At 45.4% G+C, this 17,975-nt stretch carries 22 protein-coding genes; 12 read left to right on the top strand and 10 right to left on the bottom strand.

The features are described from left to right. Nucleotides 1-10: 10 nt before the first annotated feature. Nucleotides 11-766 (bottom strand): molybdate ABC transporter substrate-binding protein, encoded by a 756-nt coding sequence (gene modA, locus ICN19_RS01255; protein WP_216245084.1) that lies wholly within the window; start codon nt 764-766, stop codon nt 11-13. 39 nt (nt 767-805) lie between these two features. Continuing rightward, nucleotides 806-1,828, bottom strand: coding sequence for a substrate-binding domain-containing protein (locus ICN19_RS01260; protein WP_216245086.1), 1,023 nt, complete (start codon nt 1,826-1,828; stop codon nt 806-808). A gap of 85 nt (nt 1,829-1,913) precedes the next feature. Here ICN19_RS01260 and ICN19_RS01265 point away from each other — a divergent pair, with 85 nt between their 5' ends. Continuing rightward, nucleotides 1,914-2,729 (top strand): substrate-binding domain-containing protein, encoded by an 816-nt coding sequence (locus ICN19_RS01265; RefSeq protein WP_216245989.1) that lies wholly within the window; start codon nt 1,914-1,916, stop codon nt 2,727-2,729. A 67-nt stretch (nt 2,730-2,796) separates the two neighbouring features. On the opposite strand, the gene ICN19_RS01270 is transcribed toward ICN19_RS01265, so the two are convergent. Next, entirely contained in the window at nt 2,797-3,378 is a 582-nt protein-coding gene (locus ICN19_RS01270; RefSeq protein WP_255536897.1) for a hypothetical protein, read from the bottom strand. A gap of 160 nt (nt 3,379-3,538) precedes the next feature. On the opposite strand from ICN19_RS01270, the gene ICN19_RS01275 reads away from it, so the two are divergent. The 5 genes from ICN19_RS01275 (at nt 3,539) to selD (ending at nt 7,533) form a co-directional block, all read left to right on the top strand. Continuing rightward, entirely contained in the window at nt 3,539-3,976 is a 438-nt protein-coding gene (locus ICN19_RS01275) for a GNAT family N-acetyltransferase (protein ID WP_216860605.1), read from the top strand. 6 nt (nt 3,977-3,982) lie between these two features. Then, nucleotides 3,983-4,417, top strand: a complete 435-nt coding sequence (locus ICN19_RS01280; RefSeq protein WP_216245088.1) for a YbgC/FadM family acyl-CoA thioesterase — start codon at nt 3,983-3,985, stop codon at nt 4,415-4,417. A gap of 20 nt (nt 4,418-4,437) precedes the next feature. Beyond that, complete coding sequence (locus ICN19_RS01285) at nt 4,438-5,016, top strand: hypothetical protein (protein ID WP_216245090.1); 579 nt, start codon at nt 4,438-4,440, stop codon at nt 5,014-5,016. A gap of 142 nt (nt 5,017-5,158) precedes the next feature. Beyond that, nucleotides 5,159-6,439, top strand: coding sequence for a DEAD/DEAH box helicase (locus ICN19_RS01290; RefSeq protein WP_216245092.1), 1,281 nt, complete (start codon nt 5,159-5,161; stop codon nt 6,437-6,439). Between the two features lie 26 nt (nt 6,440-6,465). Further along, nucleotides 6,466-7,533, top strand: a complete 1,068-nt coding sequence (selD, locus tag ICN19_RS01295; protein ID WP_216245094.1) for a selenide, water dikinase SelD — start codon at nt 6,466-6,468, stop codon at nt 7,531-7,533. On the opposite strand, the gene mmsB is transcribed toward selD, so the two are convergent. Next, the gene (gene mmsB, locus ICN19_RS01300) at nt 7,523-8,404 is read right to left on the bottom strand and encodes a 3-hydroxyisobutyrate dehydrogenase (protein WP_216245992.1); all 882 of its coding nucleotides are present in this window, start codon (nt 8,402-8,404) and stop codon (nt 7,523-7,525) included. The genes selD and mmsB overlap by 11 nt on opposite strands. A gap of 10 nt (nt 8,405-8,414) precedes the next feature. Further along, nucleotides 8,415-8,684, bottom strand: a complete 270-nt coding sequence (locus ICN19_RS01305) for a cupin (protein WP_216245096.1) — start codon at nt 8,682-8,684, stop codon at nt 8,415-8,417. A gap of 55 nt (nt 8,685-8,739) precedes the next feature. Between ICN19_RS01305 and ICN19_RS01310 the strand changes: the two genes are divergently transcribed. Beyond that, nucleotides 8,740-9,033 carry a DUF1330 domain-containing protein gene (locus ICN19_RS01310; RefSeq protein WP_255536898.1) on the top strand — a complete coding sequence of 98 codons (294 nt, stop codon included), beginning with the start codon at nt 8,740-8,742 and terminating at the stop codon, nt 9,031-9,033. A 102-nt stretch (nt 9,034-9,135) separates the two neighbouring features. Here the strand turns inward: ICN19_RS01310 and ICN19_RS01315 are convergent, their stop codons facing one another. Further along, on the bottom strand, nt 9,136-9,324 hold the full coding sequence (locus ICN19_RS01315; RefSeq protein WP_028819023.1) for a hypothetical protein: 189 nt from the start codon (nt 9,322-9,324) through the stop codon (nt 9,136-9,138). Between the two features lie 159 nt (nt 9,325-9,483). Between ICN19_RS01315 and ICN19_RS01320 the strand changes: the two genes are divergently transcribed. After that, nucleotides 9,484-10,458, top strand: coding sequence for a tripartite tricarboxylate transporter substrate binding protein (locus tag ICN19_RS01320; protein ID WP_216245098.1), 975 nt, complete (start codon nt 9,484-9,486; stop codon nt 10,456-10,458). A 25-nt stretch (nt 10,459-10,483) separates the two neighbouring features. Then, nucleotides 10,484-12,073, top strand: a complete 1,590-nt coding sequence (locus ICN19_RS01325; RefSeq protein WP_216245099.1) for a rhodanese homology domain-containing protein — start codon at nt 10,484-10,486, stop codon at nt 12,071-12,073. 50 nt (nt 12,074-12,123) lie between these two features. Here ICN19_RS01325 and ICN19_RS01330 read toward each other — a convergent pair whose 3' ends face one another. Next, complete coding sequence (locus tag ICN19_RS01330; RefSeq protein WP_216245101.1) at nt 12,124-13,173, bottom strand: fumarylacetoacetate hydrolase family protein; 1,050 nt, start codon at nt 13,171-13,173, stop codon at nt 12,124-12,126. Nucleotides 13,174-13,642: 469 nt separating this feature from the next. Between ICN19_RS01330 and ICN19_RS01335 the strand changes: the two genes are divergently transcribed. After that, the gene (locus ICN19_RS01335) at nt 13,643-13,864 is read left to right on the top strand and encodes a TIGR02450 family Trp-rich protein (protein WP_216231565.1); all 222 of its coding nucleotides are present in this window, start codon (nt 13,643-13,645) and stop codon (nt 13,862-13,864) included. 62 nt (nt 13,865-13,926) lie between these two features. On the opposite strand, the gene ICN19_RS01340 is transcribed toward ICN19_RS01335, so the two are convergent. Then, nucleotides 13,927-14,442 carry a hypothetical protein gene (locus ICN19_RS01340; RefSeq protein ID WP_216245102.1) on the bottom strand — a complete coding sequence of 172 codons (516 nt, stop codon included), beginning with the start codon at nt 14,440-14,442 and terminating at the stop codon, nt 13,927-13,929. Between the two features lie 103 nt (nt 14,443-14,545). Between ICN19_RS01340 and ICN19_RS01345 the strand changes: the two genes are divergently transcribed. After that, nucleotides 14,546-14,935 (top strand): group II truncated hemoglobin, encoded by a 390-nt coding sequence (locus tag ICN19_RS01345; protein ID WP_216245104.1) that lies wholly within the window; start codon nt 14,546-14,548, stop codon nt 14,933-14,935. On the opposite strand, the gene ICN19_RS01350 is transcribed toward ICN19_RS01345, so the two are convergent. Continuing rightward, nucleotides 14,936-15,913: a Bug family tripartite tricarboxylate transporter substrate binding protein gene (locus ICN19_RS01350; protein ID WP_370625103.1), complete on the bottom strand. Its 978-nt coding sequence runs from the start codon at nt 15,911-15,913 to the stop codon at nt 14,936-14,938. A 63-nt stretch (nt 15,914-15,976) separates the two neighbouring features. Here ICN19_RS01350 and ICN19_RS01355 point away from each other — a divergent pair, with 63 nt between their 5' ends. After that, entirely contained in the window at nt 15,977-16,738 is a 762-nt protein-coding gene (locus ICN19_RS01355) for a TerC family protein (RefSeq protein WP_216245106.1), read from the top strand. Between the two features lie 19 nt (nt 16,739-16,757). Here ICN19_RS01355 and ICN19_RS01360 read toward each other — a convergent pair whose 3' ends face one another. Then, nucleotides 16,758-17,975 carry an NAD(P)/FAD-dependent oxidoreductase gene (locus ICN19_RS01360; protein ID WP_216245108.1) on the bottom strand — a complete coding sequence of 406 codons (1,218 nt, stop codon included), beginning with the start codon at nt 17,973-17,975 and terminating at the stop codon, nt 16,758-16,760.

The raw sequence follows: 17,975 nt of genomic DNA on the forward strand, positions 1-17,975 counted from the left end.
CCTGTAGTGGCTAAGGCGTGCTGTAACCATATCTTTGCAAGATCGCTTTTGCTTTGGGTCCTTGCATAAAACGGTATAGATCTTGCGCCTCTTGAGGTGCACCTTTTATCAGCACCATACGTTGCTTTATAGGCTCATACATTTTTATATCAGCAACCACATAACTTGTTTGCTTTAAAAGTTCCGGCGACTTTGCTAATGAAAATGCAGTGAAGCCAATATCAGCAGCGCCACTAGCTACATAAGTAGTAGCTGCCCCAATATTGTCGGCATAAACAAGCTTGTCTTTTGCAAGATCCCATAGACCTTCCGCTTTTAAATACTGAACAGCTGCTCTGCCGTAGGGTGCAAGTTCAGGCTTAGCAATCGCTACCTTATTGGCCCTACCGATTGCCTTAGCAATGTCTGACCTACTATCTAACAAATAAATACCAGAAGATGTTTTGGTAATGATGACTAACTTACCAATGGCGTATACCGAGCCATCATCCACTGTCTTGCCATTTTTAAAGAGCTCAAGCGGAAACTGCTCATCAGCCGCAATAAATAAGCTGAAAGGTGCTCCATTCACAATTTGCGCAGCGAAATTACCGGATGAGCCGTAAACCACTCTCATCTCAGGCTTACCAGTAGATTTAAATTCAGCGGCAATCTCCGCAAAGGCATCTTTCATATTGGCCGCAACAGCAATAGTGGCAACCTGTGCGAATACGCTACCGGTAAGGGCAAAAAATACTGCGAGGAAGATAAAGATCCGCTTGGTCATGTCGAATCCATTCTAGTGGATTCATTGGTCTTTAGAAAACTATAGCCAATCCTGAATTTGTCTATTGAGACTGACCGCTTTATATCCCGGCGTTTCACCAGAAGCGCTTCGTATCTTGCGTATCAACTTAGTTGATGCTGACTGAGCAGCCATCTCCTTGTGCATAGCTACAAAGAAAATCTCATCCTTGAGGGGTACAAATCCAAGACCATTTTCTAGGGCTATATTCTTCACCCCTAAGCCCACATCGGCCTTACCTGCAAGGATCGCATTGGCTACGGCTGAATGTGTAAATTCTTCATGGAGATAGCCATTAATGTCTGAGGGGTCGATTCCCTCCTCCATCAATAAGTTATCCAACAGCAAACGAGTGCCGGAGCCGATTTGGCGATTGATAAAGCGTACTTTTTTGCCAATTAAATCCTCAACCGAACGAATATGAAGTGGATTTCCCTTTTTCACTATCAACCCTTGAATTCGCTTCATCACAGGATAGATTTCAATATTATTTTTTGATAAGCGCTGATAAATTGCTTTTGAGTTATCTTGATCAGAGACGTGATAGCCCGCAATATGCGCTTCGTTATTGAGAAGTCTCTCTAAAGATTCACCTGAACCCGCAATTTTGAGCTCAAGTCCCTGAATTTCTCCAGCCGCCTTTTGAATGACTGAATCACTGCTGGAGAAAAATTTCCAGCGCACGCTTTCTGACTTTTGTATTTTCTTAATTTCTTTTAACAATCTATCGTGATACTGGGCATCATGCTTTAAGTGCTCGGCCTGCATATCTTCAATAAACTGAATTAAAAAAGTTCCGAATTCAGTCAACTCGGAACCATGGCCCTTGGTCCGAATAATCAGCGGCATACCTAATTCAGCTTCGACTTGATTGAGCTTGCCCCACGCTCCTCTATAGGAAGTGCCTGATTTTTTACTAGCAACCACCAGGGAGCTTCCCTGACCGATGTCTTTGAGCAGCTGGGCGAGCCAAATCAGATCGACAGAAGCCCTTCCATCGACCTTGGTATTAACAATCAATGTGGGGCGGACTTTAATTTTCATATGTAATTTTTTGCATATTCATTAAGTATTAATGTATGCGATCATATCCCTTTAATCAACCCTTTCGAGTGCAAATATGAAAAAAATGTTCCGGAGACTATTCCTTGCTACCCTCGTAGCCCTATCCATTCCTACAGCACAGGTTTATGCGCAGGAGAAAAGCATTGTGGTTTCATCCACCACCTCGACTGAGCAATCAGGCCTATTTAATTACATGCTGCCCATCTTTAAGATGAAAACTGGCATCGAAGTCAAAGTAGTAGCTGTAGGAACTGGTCAGGCGCTAGACATTGGTCGACGTGGCGATGCAGATGTCGTGTTTGTTCACGATAAAGTAGCTGAAGAAAAATTTGTTGAGGAAGGTTTCTCAACAAAACGATATGAGGTGATGTACAACGACTTCATACTCATTGGACCCAAGTCAGATCCAGCGAAAATTGCTGGCGGCAAAGATATTCAAGTAGCACTGCAAAAAATTGCTGCTGCACAAGCACCATTTGTATCGCGCGCAGATAAGAGCGGCACTCATGCAGCTGAATTGCGTTACTGGAAAGGCGCTGGCGTTTCAGTCTCCCCTGGCCCATCTTGGTATAAAGAAACCGGCTCAGGCATGGGACCTGCCCTGAACACTGCATCCGCAATGAATGGCTACATCTTGGCTGACCGTGGTACTTGGCTCAGCTTTAAGAATCGTGGCGATCTCGCAATTTTGGTTCAAGGCGATCCAAAGCTATTTAACCAATACGGTGTGATGCTAGTAAACCCAGCTAAGTTTCCTCATGTGAAAAAAGCACAAGGTCAGGAGTTTATTGATTGGCTCATTTCCAAGAACGGTCAAGACGTGATTGCTAGCTACAAGATTGATGGCGAGCAGTTGTTCTTCCCTAATGCCAAGAAATAAAAAAGCCCGCGTTAGCGGGCTTTTTCTTACTGGCGTACCGCCCAGCTAATTCAATACTGCGACATCTTTATTTCTTTGGTGTTACAAAGCCGATAGCTGTGTCGTCAATGAACTCAACCATCACGTCATCACCAGCTTTAAATTTCTCAAGACCGAGAACAGCTTGATCCACTTTTACCTTTTGCTTCTCGCCACTTGGCAATGTGAAAGTCACGATACGTGTCTTTTGATCAATTGTTGAAATCTTTACAGTTGCATATACAGTTTCTGTAGTCTCTTCAAAAGGCTTAGCAGAACCTTTGCCTGCCACTACTACTGAACGTACACCAGATACGCCAGGTTTTTGATCTTTACCAACAGCTGTCAAGCCAACAGCAACCGCTTGAGCATGTTCAACCAAGAATACGTCGCCTTTTTTAACTTTATCTAAATCATTGATAGATTTAGAAACATTCATCTGAGCCAAATTACCGTTAGCATCTTTCAATACAACGATGCGCTTCTTAGCATCTACTGAATCAACAGTAGCACTCAAAACTACAACGTCAGCTGCCAAAGGCATCATTTTTGCAGGGAGTTGCGCAAACACAGAGCTTGCAAGGGTAACGCCTGCTGCTGCAAATAAACCAGCCAATAAAGATTTCTTCAAGATAACTCCTAATGAGTAAAAGGTTTCAGAGGGGCTCAATACAGAGCCACAATTCATTGTAACCATGGAATGGGCTGTTTTTAGTACAGCAGCGAACTATCTGCTACCCCTACTTCTTTGGTAAATTGAACGGAAAATCAATACAAAGGCGTCAAAGATCTTGGAAATACTGCTGAAATCGTGGAAAGAAGCTGAAGTAGATGCCTTTTTGGTGCGCCAGGAAGTTTTTATCCTCGAGCAAGGTGTTCCAGTCGAGCTTGAATTGGATGAGTTTGATTCCTTATCAGCGCATGTCCTAGCCTATCAAGACACGCACTGTATTGGCACAGGAAGACTGGTGAAATTAAGCGCTAAGCAGGCTCAAATTGGACGCATGGCCGTCTTAGCCAAATTCAGAGGAAAAGGCGTAGGGAAGCAAATCCTGCGAAAGCTAGTAGATCTAGCCGCCTCGCAGGGAATGCGGGAGATCATTCTGCACTCCCAAGTCAGCGCGATCCCTTTTTATGAAAAGCTGGGCTTTCAAGCCCAAGGGGACGCCTATGATGAGGCCGGCATTCCACATCGTAATATGATGCTCACATTAGCAAATTCAAATTAACAAGCAATGACTACTAACACTACTTCAGCCCCTTCAACTTTTACTTACGTTCATCGAGTTTGCTATTCCGATACTGATGCTGCTGGTTTTGTTTATCACGGTCGCTATTTGGAGATTTTTGAGCGTAGTCGTGCAGAGTGGCTTTCCCAACGAGGCTTAAGCCCTACTAAGCTTGCAAATGAATTCGCTATGGTTATGCCCTTACGTGAACTCACCATGAACTTCTATAAGCCAGGACGTCTGGATGATTTGCTTTACATAGACCAAGTGATTGAGCACCGTGGCCGCACACAAGTGACTGTTAAACAAACGGCACAAAGAAAACTTCCTGATAGCGAGGAGTTTCAAGTGATCGCAAGTGCTGTATTGCATATCGTCTGCGTTGATACCAATACCCTCAAGCCCAAGGCATGGCCTGATTGCGTATTTCAAGATGAGTAATGCATCTAATGGAGCAAACCATGTCTGACGGAAAGCTGCTGACCTTCGTAAAGGAACTTAGCCTACTGCTTGAGCAAAAGCCAAGTGAGGCCGTGATTTTTACTGATGGAAAAAAATTACTAGAGAATCTCATTGCCATAGATGATTGGCTTCCCGAAGAATTTACTAAGCCCCACCCCCAGTATTACCAGCAATATCTTTTATATGCGGATCCTCTAGATCGCTTCTCAGTAGTGAGCTTTGTATGGGGTCCGGGACAAAAAACACCCGTTCATAATCACACCGTCTGGGGAATGGTTGGTCAATTACGCGGCCAAGAAAAAGGCACGCCTTACTATCGACAAGCAAATGGTGAATTTAAACCTGGCGAATCCTGCGTTAGTCCGCCAGGACATGTGGATACTGTCTCACCGGCTACCCATGATATTCATGTAGTGGAAAACAATATGAGTGACCAGACTTCTATCAGCATTCATGTCTATGGCGGCAATATTGGACGCATTCATCGCTCCGTATTTGATCCTGTCACCGGAGCAGAAAAATCGTTTGTCTCTGGCTACGCCAATTCCGTCGTACCAAACCTCTGGAATACAGCTTAATCAGGTAATTCTCGAGCTTTGGGGTCGATGACTTAAAATAGAGTCTCTTACTGCAAACGCACTAGCGTGGCAGCTCACCCCATTGACCGGGATAGTCGATTTTTAAGTACGTTGAATACGGGTCAATACTTTATTGGTCCCTATGTTATTTACAGATCTTGGTTTATCAGAACCCATTCTTCGCGCTATTGCTGAAGAGGGCTATACCAGCCCCACACCGATTCAAGCTAAATCGATTCCCGCTGTTTTAAAAGGTGGTGATCTATTAGCCGCAGCACAAACTGGCACAGGTAAGACTGCTGGCTTTACTCTTCCAATTCTGCAGCGCTTAACTTCAAGCAAGGCAAGCTCAGGCAAGCACTTGTTACGCGTTTTGATTCTGACGCCTACTCGCGAATTAGCCGCCCAAGTCCAAGAGTCTGTCGTGACCTATGGCAAATACACTGGCTTAAAGTCCACAGTAATTTTTGGCGGAGTTGGTGCCAATCCCCAAATTAAAGCGATTGCTGGTGGTCTCGATATTTTGGTTGCAACACCAGGACGCTTATTAGATTTAATGTCACAAAATTGCGTGTCTCTTAAAGATATTGAAATTTTAGTTCTCGATGAAGCCGATCGCATGCTCGACATGGGCTTCTTGCGCGACATTAAGAAAATCTTAGCCGCGCTACCAAAGCAACGTCAGAATCTGCTCTTCTCAGCAACCTTCTCCACCGAGATCAAAGCGCTGGCTGATGGATTACTGAATGCACCAGAGTTAATTGAGGTAGCCCGTAGCAATAGCACTAACGAGGCAATCGCCCAACTCATACATCCAGTAGATAGAACCAAGAAGCATCCATTATTGGCTCATCTCATTAAGAGCAACAACTGGCAGCAAGTGCTAGTCTTTACTCGCACCAAGCATGGCGCTAACAAATTAGTGACGCAGCTAGAAAAAGATGGCATCACTAGCATGGCTATTCATGGCAATAAGAGCCAATCCGCCCGTACAAAAGCATTGGCCGACTTCAAGGCAGGTAAGTTAACCGCCTTAGTTGCTACCGATATTGCAGCGCGCGGAATTGATATTGACCAATTACCTCATGTTGTTAACTACGATCTACCGAATGTCTCTGAAGATTATGTGCACCGCATTGGACGTACAGGCCGCGCAGGATCAAATGGCGTAGCGGTATCTTTAGTATGCGTTGATGAACATCAGATGCTGAGGGATATTGAAAAACTGATTAAGCAAAAACTACCGCAGGAAGTGATTGCAGGTTTTGAACCAGATCCGAATGCGGTGGCTCAACCCATTCAGCTGCGCAGTCAACAGCATCAGCAATCCAGAAAACCAAGGCCTGCTGGCTCTGGTGGCGCCCCGGCTAAAAAGACTCCAGCCAAGCGCAGCAGCCCACCTAAAAGAAGCTTTAATCGTTAATTACGCCTACGTTTAGAATATTTAGCATGAGCCAAGACGCAGAAACCTTACCGAACGAACCACGCCTCACCTCACTCTCACATGGCGGGGGCTGTGGTTGCAAGATTGCCCCTGGAGTTCTTTCTGAGATTCTGAAGAATGTTCCGCAGCTACCCTTTCCAAAAGAGTTGCTTATTGGTATTGAAACATCTGACGATGCTGCTGTTTATCAAATCAATGATTCCCAGGCGATCGTTGCGACTACCGATTTTTTCATGCCGATCGTGGACGATCCATTTGATTTCGGAAAAATTGCTGCTACCAATGCGATTAGCGATATCTATGCGATGGGTGGCACTCCATTGTTTGCGCTTGCCTTAGTTGGCATGCCCATTAAGGTCTTATCTAACAAAACCATTGCTCGCATCTTAGAGGGCGGCGCTGAAGCTTGTCGTAGCGCAGGCATCCCGATTGCTGGCGGACATACCATTGACTCTGTTGAACCTATTTATGGATTGGTGGCAATTGGCATTGTTGATCCTAAGCGCGTAAAGAGTAACGCTAGTGCCAAACCAGGTGATGCACTCATCCTCGGAAAACCTCTAGGCGTAGGAATCTTATCGGCCGCCTTGAAAAAAGATCTATTGGGACCAGACGGATATCGAGAGATGATCTCCAACACCACTAAGCTCAATGCTGCTGGCCCGGATCTGGCTAAGCTAGCTGGCGTGCATGCTTTAACCGATGTGACGGGATTTGGCTTAGCCGGTCACACTCTAGAGTTAGCACGCGGGTCAAACTGCACAGCACATATTGACTGGAGCCAGGTACCCCTGCTCTCTAATGTACAGACATTGGCCGATGACGGTGTGATTACTGGCGCCTCAGATAGAAACTGGCTTAGCTACGGCAATGAAGTCGGTATCCCAGCAGACTTCACGCCAGCTCAACGTGCTTTATTAACGGATCCACAAACGAGCGGCGGACTACTTGTGTCTTGCAGTCCCGATAGCGTCAAAGAGGTGCTGGATATTTTTAATCAACATCATTTTTTGGGCGCCCGCGTCATTGGTCAAATGAGCAAGCGCCAAGGCAAGCCCTTGGTTATTTCTTGAGATTAAATACGCTTGAGAAATCAAGCTGACCGTTGCCTGCTTTGCTATGAGTTTCATAAAGTTGCTGCGCTAACTTTCCAAGCGGAACACTAGCATCCAAGTTCTCGGCATTCTCAACTGCCAAGCCTAAATCCTTGAGCATTAGATCTACCCCAAAACCACCGGCGTATCCCTTAGAGGATGGCACATTTTCCATAACGCCCGGACAAGGGTTGTAAAGTTCCAGCGCCCAATTGCGTCCCGAACTCTTGGTCATGATGTCAGATAGGACTTTGGGATCAAGGCCATTTGCAATACCCAAACGCAGTGCTTCACTCGTGCCCACCATCTGGATACCCAACAGCATATTGTTGCAAACCTTAACAGTCTGTCCCGCCCCATTCGCGCCAGCATGAAAAATGTTCTTACCCATCTTCTCCAATATTGGGCGAGCGCAATCAACAGCTCCAACTTCACCGCCAACCATAAACGTTAAGGTGCCAGCTTGCGCACCAGCGGTACCGCCAGAGACAGGCGCATCAATCATGACAAAACCTTTTGCCTTAGCTGCAGCAGCAACTGCTTGCGCCACCTTAGGTGAAATGGTTGAGCAATCAATCAGCAAAGTTTTTGGATTGGCGTTTGCTAATAAGCCGGCATCACCAAGATACAAACCTTCAACATGACGTGAGGCAGGCAGCATGCTGATTAATACATCAGCATCTTTTGCCGTGTCGTTGGCGTTAGCTGCAACAATGCCTCCTGCAGTAGAAAATGCATCTAGCTGACTCTTTGCCAAATCAAAGCCCAATACCTGATGGCCTGCTTTTAATAAGTTCAGGGCCATTGGTAAGCCCATATTGCCAAGTCCAATAAATCCGATTTTCATAATGCTCCTAGTTTTATTGCTTTCTTGAGGCTAAGTATTTCACACCCTCAGGTCCATATGATTCTGCATGAGGCTGCTTAAATTCCAGGTGAAAAATTTCTCCAGCTTTGTAAATCTTACTTAAGCCATCAATCACGATGGTGATATCGCCTTCGACAACAAGAGCCTTCACCTCAAATGGATGTTCATGAATCCCAAGCTGACCATTGGGGACTTGCTGAACCTCCACCGGCTCAGGAAATCCATCCTGTCGAAGTAACTGCAAAAATTGCTCTGAATTCATGCCTTAACTATAGCGTGGATATACTCACCTAGCATGAGGCAATTTTCACGAGGGCATGATGATAAAAGTAATTGGGTTGATTGAATTGAGGGATGAAGGCGCTTTTGAGCAATACCGCTCCCAAGTGGGTCAGACCGTAGAGCTATATAAGGGCTCTATCAAAAATCGGGGCTCCGTTGTCGACATGTTTTGGAATGAACTGGGCTGTGCGCCATTCAGCGCATTCGTAGAACTGGAATTTCCCAGCACAAAAGATGCCAAGACTTGGGCTAATAGCCCTGAGTACCAAGCACTTGTACCCATTCGCAACAAAGCGATGAAATTGACCTTATTAAGTATTGCAATATAAGCCGAGTAGAACTATTTTTTAAGAACTACTTTTTAAATCAGGCTCCAGAAATAAAAAAGCCTAGCTCGTAAGCTAGGCTGATCAATCAATATGAGGTGAGAATTACTTCTTCGCTTCCATTGCCTCTTTAGCAGCAGTGATTTCTTTACGACGCTCTTTACAAGCACCGGCGATTTCTTGCAAGGCTTTGCGTGCGCGCGCAGCAGATGCCTTAATGCCTTTTTCAATAAACTTTTCGTTTTCAGCTTTGTATGTTTCGAAAGCAGCCAACAATGTATCGTGTTGTGACATCTCGTCTCCTATTAACAAATGAATATTTATACTGACAGCGAAATCAGTATATCCCTATAAAAACCACAGGAAATCACCCCCTAAATCAGGGATAACTCTTATATTGGTGGCTTCAGCCAAAATAGGTCGATTAATAAAAATAACTCGGAGACAGACAAAATGATCAGAAATATCTTTCTATTGGTTGTTGGCGCCCTCATAGGGCTCTCAGCCAATGCACAAACCACCTCCTGGCCCAATCCCAGCAAGCCGATCACGTTTATCAACCCCTTCCCTCCAGGCGGGGCTGTAGACGCGTTTGGTCGCCCGCTTGCTAAGCAACTATCGACTCAACTAAATGACTCCATCGTGGTAGATAACCGTGGTGGAGCTGGCGGCACACTCGGTGCTGCAGCCGCAGCAAAAATGGCGCCGGATGGCTATACCTGGCTTCTTGGTGCAGTGCATCATTCGATTGCGCCAAGTATGTACACCAGCCTCTCTTATGACATCACCAAGGATTTTGAGCCAATCGCGATTATCGGCAGCGTTCCCCATGTCATTGTTGTGAACCCTACTAAGTTCCCAAAGAATGATCTGAAATCCATCATGGAAGAGATTCGCAAGCATCCAGGTAAATACAACTACGCATCTACAGGAAATGGCACCTCTCAGCATTTAACAGGTGAGCTATTTAAGATGCAGAACAAGCTGTTCATTACGCATATTCCTTACCGTGGTACAGGGCCAGCGCTTCAAGACCTCGTTGCAGGCCAAGTTGACATGATGTTTGACACGCTAGCGGGTGCCGCACCCTTCATCAAGAATGGGCAACTGATTGCCGTCGCAGTAGCAACCTCTAAACGAGTTGATGCGTTTCCAAATGTTCCAACAGCTCAAGAACTAGGAATATCGAATTTCATCGTGTCTAGTTGGTATGCAATGTGGGCCATCAAAGGTACGCCTAAAGAAATAGTTGAAAAGATGAGCGCCGAAGTACAGATAGCACTTGCTTCCCCTGATATTAAAGAGCGCTGGGCATCAATGGGTGCAAGCGTTCCTAAAATGACTCGACCTGAGCTCGCAGCCTATATCAACCAGGAAATTAATCGTTGGGGTGAAGTAGTTAAAAAGTCCGGCGCTAAATTAGACTAAAAGAATAAATTTATCAAGAGACAGCATGACCATTCAAACTAAAAACCATTCCTTTATTCGCAACAAACTCCTCAATAAGGAAGAGGTTGCATTTTTAGATGTGCGCGAAGAAGATCCGCACGCACAAGAGCACCCTCTTTTTGCTGCCAACCTACCTCTTTCCAGAATTGAGATTGATGCATACGCCAAGCTACCAAAGAAGAGTGTGCCTATTGTCACTCTCGATGATGGCGAAGGATTTGCCCAACTTGCGGCACAGCGCTTAATCAATTTAGGCTTTACGGATGTTTCCGTATTTGAAGGTGGCGTTAAGAGCTGGAAGGCAGCAGGTGGCGAAGTATTTAAGGACGTGAATGTTCCTAGCAAGTCTTTTGGTGAATTTGTAGAATCAAAGCGTCATACGCCCTCTTTATCAGCTCAAGAGGTAAAACAATTGATTGATAGCAAAGAGGATGTTGTAGTTGTAGACGTTCGTCGCTTTGATGAGTACAACACTATGAGCATTCCGACTGGAATTAGTGTGCCTGGTGCTGAGCTTGTTCTCCGTCTGCCTGAATTGGCCCCTAACCCTAAAACTAAAGTGATTGTGAACTGCGCCGGCAGAACCCGCAGCATCATCGGCACCCAATCACTTATTAACGCCGGCATCCCTAATGAAGTGAATGCCCTACGCAATGGCACGATTGGCTGGACACTAGCCGGACAAGAGTTAGACAAAGGCCAGAGTAGAAAATTTCATGAGGTAAGCGACGACACAAAAAATGAAGCAGCGATACGTGCTCGCAGCGTTGCCGATAGGGCTGGCGTCAAACGCGCCAGTCTTGCAGATGTCCAAACCTGGAAAACACAAGCTGATCGCACTACTTATTTGTTCGATACACGTACACCAGAAGAATATGAGGCAGGCCATCTACCTGGATTCCGCTCCGTACCAGGCGGACAACTTGTTCAAGAGACTGAGATGGTTGCCCCAGTTCGTGGCGCCCGCGTGGTCCTAGCAGATCCTAGTGGTGGCGGAGTACGCGCCAATATGCCAGCCTCTTGGTTGGCGCAAATGGCCTGGGATGTGTATGTGCTCGATGGAGTCCACACCTCCGATCTCACAGAGAAAGGATCATGGCAAGCACCTTTGCCAGACCTTCCAACAATAAAAAGCGTAGATGCGGCCACAGTTTCTGATTGGCTCAAGAATGACAGCAACACCATTGCAATCGATTTCAGTACGCACGCTAATTACGTTAAAGGGCATATCCCAGGAAGTTGGTATGCCCTGCGCTCTGAACTTGCCGAGGCGATGAAAAAAATCCCTCAGGCGGATCGCTATATCGTCACCAGTTCGCCAAGCGAATTAAGTCTTTTTGCTGCCCAAGAATTGCAAGCCCTCACCGATGCGGAGGTGCTTGTTTTAGCAGGAGGAAATTCAGCTTGGGTAAAGGCTGGGTTAGAGCTTGAGAAGGGGGCAAGTCATTTGGCCTCGCCACCTCTTGATCGCTATAAGCGCCCTTATGAAGGCACCAACGTTGACCCGGCAGCTATGCAAGCCTATTTAGACTGGGAGTTTGGACTAGTGGAGCAGCTAAGCAAGGACGGAACCCATCACTTCTGGGTTCTATAAAGCCTTAAGTCGCCCTTGCCGCTTACCTAATTGCAGCTCAGTTGCTGCAATTAGGCGATCTTGTTACGAATAATGCCAACACCGGTAATTTCTGTTTCCATAGTGTCACCTGGTTTCAAAAATTCTGGCGGCTTTCTACTGTAACCAACACCAGCAGGCGTACCCGTAGCAATGATGTCACCGGGCATCAATGTCAAGCTGCGTGACAGCTCTGCAATTACCACTGGAATCTTGAAATACATTTGCTTGTAACTGGCATTTTGCTTTTCAACGCCATTCACGCGACAGATAATGCGCGTGTCGTCTAGGTTAACACCTCCGGCAGTCACAATCCATGGACCCATCGGGCCGTGACCATCCAAGCTCTTACCTTTGAACCACTGACCTGAGTGACGCTTTTGTTGCACATCGCGAGCAGTTGTATCGTTATAGGCAGCATAGCCAAAAACATAGTCCATTGCATTTTCTTCAGGAATATTCTTCCCTTTTTTGCCAATCACTACGGCTAGCTCAGCCTCCCAGTCGATTGCAGTGGAATAGCTACCATCATAAGGAATGGAGTCAAAAGGTCCATTCATGGTTTGCACACCTTTGGTAAAGAGTACTGGCACCTTTGGATATTCCTTAACACCCTGATCAGCACGTCTATCCTTGCCTTCGTCGAAGTGGTCCAAGTAATTCCAGCCAACGCAATAAATATTACTTTGTGGCTTGGGAATTGGGGATAACAAAACCACTTGATTTACATTCTGCAAATTAGATCCGCGACCCTTAAACAAAGCCGCTAATTCAGAGAGCCCCCTATTGCCTGAGGCCGCCAATGAAATTGTTGACGTTGGATCGAATGAAAGCTGTACTTTTTGGCGCACTGCCTCAGCAGGAATATCTATGACCATGCCATCATTGGTTACTAAACCCAATCTTGAAGTGGCACCCATTTTTGGCAAGTAGTTAGCAATACGAAATCCTGCTTTACCTGTCATTGGCTCAACCACAATAGGCTGACGGCCATCAGGCGCAGCAATTGCATTCGAAATAAACATACCACTCATGGCAGCGGACGCACCCAATTTAAGCGCATCTCTCCGATTTGTATCCACGGCTTCTCCTTTAATCTTTTATTAGTGTTTTTATTAATACTGATACGTTCTTTAAACGATCTGCAGTAAATATTAATACCAAACTCTGATCTTGGGCAGAATATTGAAAAAATCACTATTCTTGAGCAATGCGCCCTTTTACCCGCCCATTCCCCGTCCGCTCTCTTGCCTGCATATCTATTCTGTTTAGTCTTTGCGCCTGCGAACGCGAAACCTATACAAGCTGGAGTTGCAATTCTCAAACGGAAACCAAGATTCCTATGGTGCTTCGAAAAGCTCAAATGGAACTACAGGGGAATATATTTGACTATTGCGGCAGCCTTGGAAATCAGAGTTACTTTGATCAAAAATGCCCAGTCCAAACCAATCAATCCAGCATTACATTTACACCCTCCACTGGATTATTGATAAATCAAGATCAAGACTTGCAATGTGCAGCGTTGTAAAGAGAACAGCGCCTAATTAATCTATGAATCGCCTCAGCCCCAAGAAATTATTACTTACCAAGTGGACGGCCGTAAAGCCGATTGCCAAACAGAAGCATTTTTTAGTCAGCAAAGTGATTCTTCCTGAACCACCCAGCGACAAGATTGAATTTGTTGAAATTGAGGCAGTCTATTCTAAGAAAACGACGCTCATTGCTTGGCGTGATCTCACCAATAGCGAATTATGGTTGCAGGGCTGGCAATAAAAAACCGCCTCGGGAATGAGGCGGTTTTTGTAGTGCGCTAGTAGAGATGATTGTTAATCAGACTACTTTTTGCCTCCGGATTTTTTAACCAAGTCATCGATATTCTTTTCAGCAGCGTCAGCTACTTGATTCACAATACGACGACCCTCTTTAAACATCTTCTGCCCAGTTGTAGACATTTCATTGACAACTTTAGATAGCTTGTCAGCATGACTTGGAATTTTATTTTCAGCGTCTTCCAACCAATTGACTAATGAACTGCGAACTTTCTCAAGATGCTTCTCAGTTTCATCGGCAGCACTCTCACCAATATCTTTGAGAACTGATTTCACCTTCTTTTGATAAACCGTAGCTCGCTTAGCGGCTTCTTTTGTGGCTTCTTCTTGCAGGTCTTTTAGCTTAGCCAAATCATTTTTTGCAGCTGACTTAGCGCTATCGAGGGCATTTTTCATACCCCACTCCATTTCAGCAATGTGATGCTCACTTAATTGTTTAGCTGCATCCAACAGCTTGTGCGAGTAATCAAACAATTCCTTGGCTTTTTCTTGTTGCCACTTTTGTAGATCTTTTGCATCCATTTTTCGCTCCTATGAACAAGGGTTAATAAGACTTTGATACTTAACTCTATACCGAATTAGATGAGCTGCCAATTCCCCTGATTCCAGGCATTAAAATAAGAGGATGACCGAAAGAAAATCCGTATATGACAGTATTGGTGGAATCGACAAAATCGATGAATTAGTGGATCGTTTTTACGATTTAATGGCTTTAGAGCCAGTTTTTAGTGATTTACGTACGATGCACCCCCAAGATCTTTCGAACTCACGAGAAAAGCTAAAGTTTTTCCTAACCGGCTGGATGGGTGGCCCCGATATCTACTCACCCAAATACGGACACCCCATGCTTAGAGCCCGCCATCTTCCATTTAAGATCGGCCTGAAAGAGCGCAATCAGTGGTTGGCGTGTATGTATAAAGCCATGGAAGAATGCGGCATTGAAGGCAGCGTTGCGAAACAACTTGAAGAATCATTTTTCAACACCGCAGACTGGATGAGAAATCAACCAAACTAATTAGTCAATCTTGGCGCCTGCTTGCTTCACTGCTTTTGCCCAGCGCGGCATTTCGTTTGCAAGAAACTTAGCGAACTGCTCGGCATTTAAGTAAGCAGGGTCAGCGCCTTGATCGATCATTTTTTTCTGAACATCAGGCGATTCCAAAGCCTCCTTAAAAGCTTGGCTCAATTTATTGATCGCTTCAGGCGGCGTACCTTTTGGCGCCAAAATTCCATAAAAACCTACGACATCCAAGTTAGCTACACCGGTTTCAATAACAGTCGGAGTATTTGGTAGGGCGGAATTCCGTTTGGCACTAGTAACAGCCAAGGCTTTAACTTTCCCCTGCTGGGCGTAATTGGCCGCCTGCGGTACAGACTCTGCCATAAATTGAACGTGCCCTGCAATCAAATCAGTAAAGGCAGGGGCGCTGCCTTTAAAGGGAATATGCACCATGAATATTCCAGTCTCACTCTTAAGCATCTCTGGCACCAAATGAGAGATACCGCCATTGCCAGCCGATCCATAGTTCAACTTACCAGGATTTGCTTTTGCATAAGCAACCAGCTCTTTGAGCGTATTGGCCTGTACATCCTTGTTCACAATCAATGCAAGCGGTTGCTGCGCAGTTCTTGCGACAGGTTGAAAATCTTTTAAGGTGTCATAAGGTGACTTGGTATAAATCGCAGGGTTAATCACCATTGTTCCCGTATTGGCCAGTAGAACGGTATACCCATCGGCAGGAGATTGCATAACAAACTGTGCGCCTACCGTACCACCTGCCCCAGCCTTGTAATCCACGATCACCGTTTGACCTAAGGATGTTTGCAATTTATCAACGAAAAGACGGATATGCGCATCTAACGGGCCGCCCGCTGGAAAGCCAATGATGATCTTGATGGGTTTATCGGGATAGACGGCTTTAGCAGGATTAATTGCCAAAAATAGCATCAAGCCTAATAACAATTCCCTATAGATCCGCATGGAGTTTGGCATAAAAGACTGCATTGAATAAATTTAGATACACTTTACCTGAAGGCCATCTCAGAAAAGAAAAAAATGATTGAAAGTTTCATACAACTTATTAGCGACCCTAACGCATGGATCGCTTTTTTAACACTCTCTGCTCTTGAGATCATTCTTGGCATTGATAACATCATATTTATTAGCGTCATCGCCAACAGACTCCCAATTGAGATTCGAGAAAAGGTTCGTCAGTTTGGCCTGATCTTTGCGCTAGTGACCCGCATCCTATTGTTACTAAGCCTTTCCTGGGTAATGGGTCTCACAGAACCACTGTTTGATATTGCTGGCAAATCCATTAGTGGCAGAGATCTCATCCTCTTGCTAGGGGGCTTCTTTTTAATCTGGAAAGCTTCAAAAGAAATTTATGTTGAGGTTGAGGCAGGCGATCATAGCGATGAGCATAGCGAATCTGGCGAAAAAAAGAAAGCCAAAACACTACTCTCCTTGTTTATCGGATCAGTTTTGCAAATTGGCTTGCTGGACATTATCTTTTCTCTAGATAGCGTCATTACTGCGGTAGGCATGGTTGATCAAATTAGCGTGATGATTGCGGCGGTATTAACTTCTGTAGTCATCATGCTGGTTGCAGCAAAGCCAATTGGGGACTTTGTTCATCGCCATCCATCCATAAAGGTTCTGGCGCTATCTTTTCTAACGGTTGTTGGCGTAGTCCTAATCGCAGAGGGCATGGGGGTTCATATTCCCAAGGGGTATGTTTACGTTGCCATGGCATTTTCACTATCCGTGGAGCTTTTAAATATCCGCTCACGTGAAAAAAAGAAAAGGTTAAAGTAATCTTCGGTTACATCACTACTTATAGGGCTTGTGCGCAAGCAAATCCGCTTGCCCAAGCCCACTGGAAGTTATGACCACCTAAGTGACCAGTAACATCAACGCATTCACCAATAAAAAAGAGTCCTGGATGTTTGCGCGACATCATGGTCTGCCCATCGAGCTCTTTGGTATCTACGCCACCTAACATTACCTCAGCTTTTTTCCACCCCAAGGTACCTGCAGGCTTGACTGACCAGTTTGTGATGAGCTCCTTGAGAGCTTGTCGATCTTTTTTAGAAACTTCCGCCCACTTACGACCCGTTAAGCCTTTTTGATCAGCAAATGCTTTAGCTAAGCGCTGTGGCAAAACAGAGGCCAGAATAGTTTCAGTAAGTTTTAAGCGATTCTCTTCATTGTTAAAGAGTTCATCACAATTAAATCCACCGGGACGTTCAATTGCCCCCAACCAATCAATATGAATCGGCTCACCCTCCTCCCAATAGCTACTTGCCTGGAGAACTGCAGGACCCGATAAGCCTTTGTGAGTGAGAAGCAGGTCTTCATTGAATCTACAGGCACCATAACGATGCCCCTTGGAGCCTGAAGCAATTCTGACGGGAACGCTCAGACCGGCTAATTCATTGAGATTCCCAAAATTATCCGCAGTAAATGAAAGTGGCACTAGAGCAGGCCTTGGGTCGACCACCTTGAGTCCAAACTGTTTTGCAATATCTAAAGAATAGGCAGTGGCTCCAATAGCAGGAACAGGCAAACCACCCGTAGCCATTACCACTGACTTCGACTTTTCAATACCCATATTGGTATGCACGGTCCACTCATCGCCATCTTGAGCGATAGACTGAATCGTGACAGGATGACGAATAGTGACTTTGCCCTTGGCACACTCAGCAAACAGCATCTCAATAATTTCTTTGGCAGAGTCATCACAAAACAATTGACCTTGATGCTTCTCGTGATAACCAATCTTATAAGCAGTAACTAGCTTGATAAATTCCGAGGATGGATACCTGGCAAGCGCACTTTTAACAAAATGCTGGTTGAGGGATAAGAAATTGGCTGGACTGCTGTGCAGGTTTGTAAAGTTGCAACGGCCACCCCCGCTAATACGTATTTTTTCACCCAATACTTCTGCGTGATCCAGTACCAGCACCCTCTTTCCCAATTGACCGGCAACGCCTGCACAAAATAGGCCCGCTGCACCACCACCGATAACGATGGCATCCCAAGTTTTACTCAT

The sequence above is a fragment of the Polynucleobacter sp. AP-Capit-er-40B-B4 genome (assembly GCF_018882245.1).
Taxonomy (GTDB): domain Bacteria; phylum Pseudomonadota; class Gammaproteobacteria; order Burkholderiales; family Burkholderiaceae; genus Polynucleobacter.

Coding starts and splice junctions, on each gene's coding strand:
- ICN19_RS01260 (WP_216245086.1), bottom strand. CDS start 1,828: ATGAAAATTAAAGTCCGCCCCACATTGATTGTTAATACCAAGGTCGAT.
- ICN19_RS01345 (WP_216245104.1), top strand. CDS start 14,546: ATGACCGAAAGAAAATCCGTATATGACAGTATTGGTGGAATCGACAAA.
- ICN19_RS01290 (WP_216245092.1), top strand. CDS start 5,159: ATGTTATTTACAGATCTTGGTTTATCAGAACCCATTCTTCGCGCTATT.
- ICN19_RS01265 (WP_216245989.1), top strand. CDS start 1,914: ATGTTCCGGAGACTATTCCTTGCTACCCTCGTAGCCCTATCCATTCCT.
- ICN19_RS01335 (WP_216231565.1), top strand. CDS start 13,643: ATGAATCGCCTCAGCCCCAAGAAATTATTACTTACCAAGTGGACGGCC.
- selD (WP_216245094.1), top strand. CDS start 6,466: ATGAGCCAAGACGCAGAAACCTTACCGAACGAACCACGCCTCACCTCA.
- ICN19_RS01340 (WP_216245102.1), bottom strand. CDS start 14,442: ATGGATGCAAAAGATCTACAAAAGTGGCAACAAGAAAAAGCCAAGGAA.
- ICN19_RS01320 (WP_216245098.1), top strand. CDS start 9,484: ATGATCAGAAATATCTTTCTATTGGTTGTTGGCGCCCTCATAGGGCTC.
- ICN19_RS01305 (WP_216245096.1), bottom strand. CDS start 8,684: ATGAATTCAGAGCAATTTTTGCAGTTACTTCGACAGGATGGATTTCCT.
- ICN19_RS01310 (WP_255536898.1), top strand. CDS start 8,740: ATGATGATAAAAGTAATTGGGTTGATTGAATTGAGGGATGAAGGCGCT.
- ICN19_RS01360 (WP_216245108.1), bottom strand. CDS start 17,975: ATGAGTAAAACTTGGGATGCCATCGTTATCGGTGGTGGTGCAGCGGGC.
- ICN19_RS01350 (WP_370625103.1), bottom strand. CDS start 15,913: ATGCCAAACTCCATGCGGATCTATAGGGAATTGTTATTAGGCTTGATG.
- modA (WP_216245084.1), bottom strand. CDS start 766: ATGACCAAGCGGATCTTTATCTTCCTCGCAGTATTTTTTGCCCTTACC.
- ICN19_RS01325 (WP_216245099.1), top strand. CDS start 10,484: ATGACCATTCAAACTAAAAACCATTCCTTTATTCGCAACAAACTCCTC.
- ICN19_RS01315 (WP_028819023.1), bottom strand. CDS start 9,324: ATGTCACAACACGATACATTGTTGGCTGCTTTCGAAACATACAAAGCT.
- ICN19_RS01355 (WP_216245106.1), top strand. CDS start 15,977: ATGATTGAAAGTTTCATACAACTTATTAGCGACCCTAACGCATGGATC.
- ICN19_RS01285 (WP_216245090.1), top strand. CDS start 4,438: ATGTCTGACGGAAAGCTGCTGACCTTCGTAAAGGAACTTAGCCTACTG.
- ICN19_RS01280 (WP_216245088.1), top strand. CDS start 3,983: ATGACTACTAACACTACTTCAGCCCCTTCAACTTTTACTTACGTTCAT.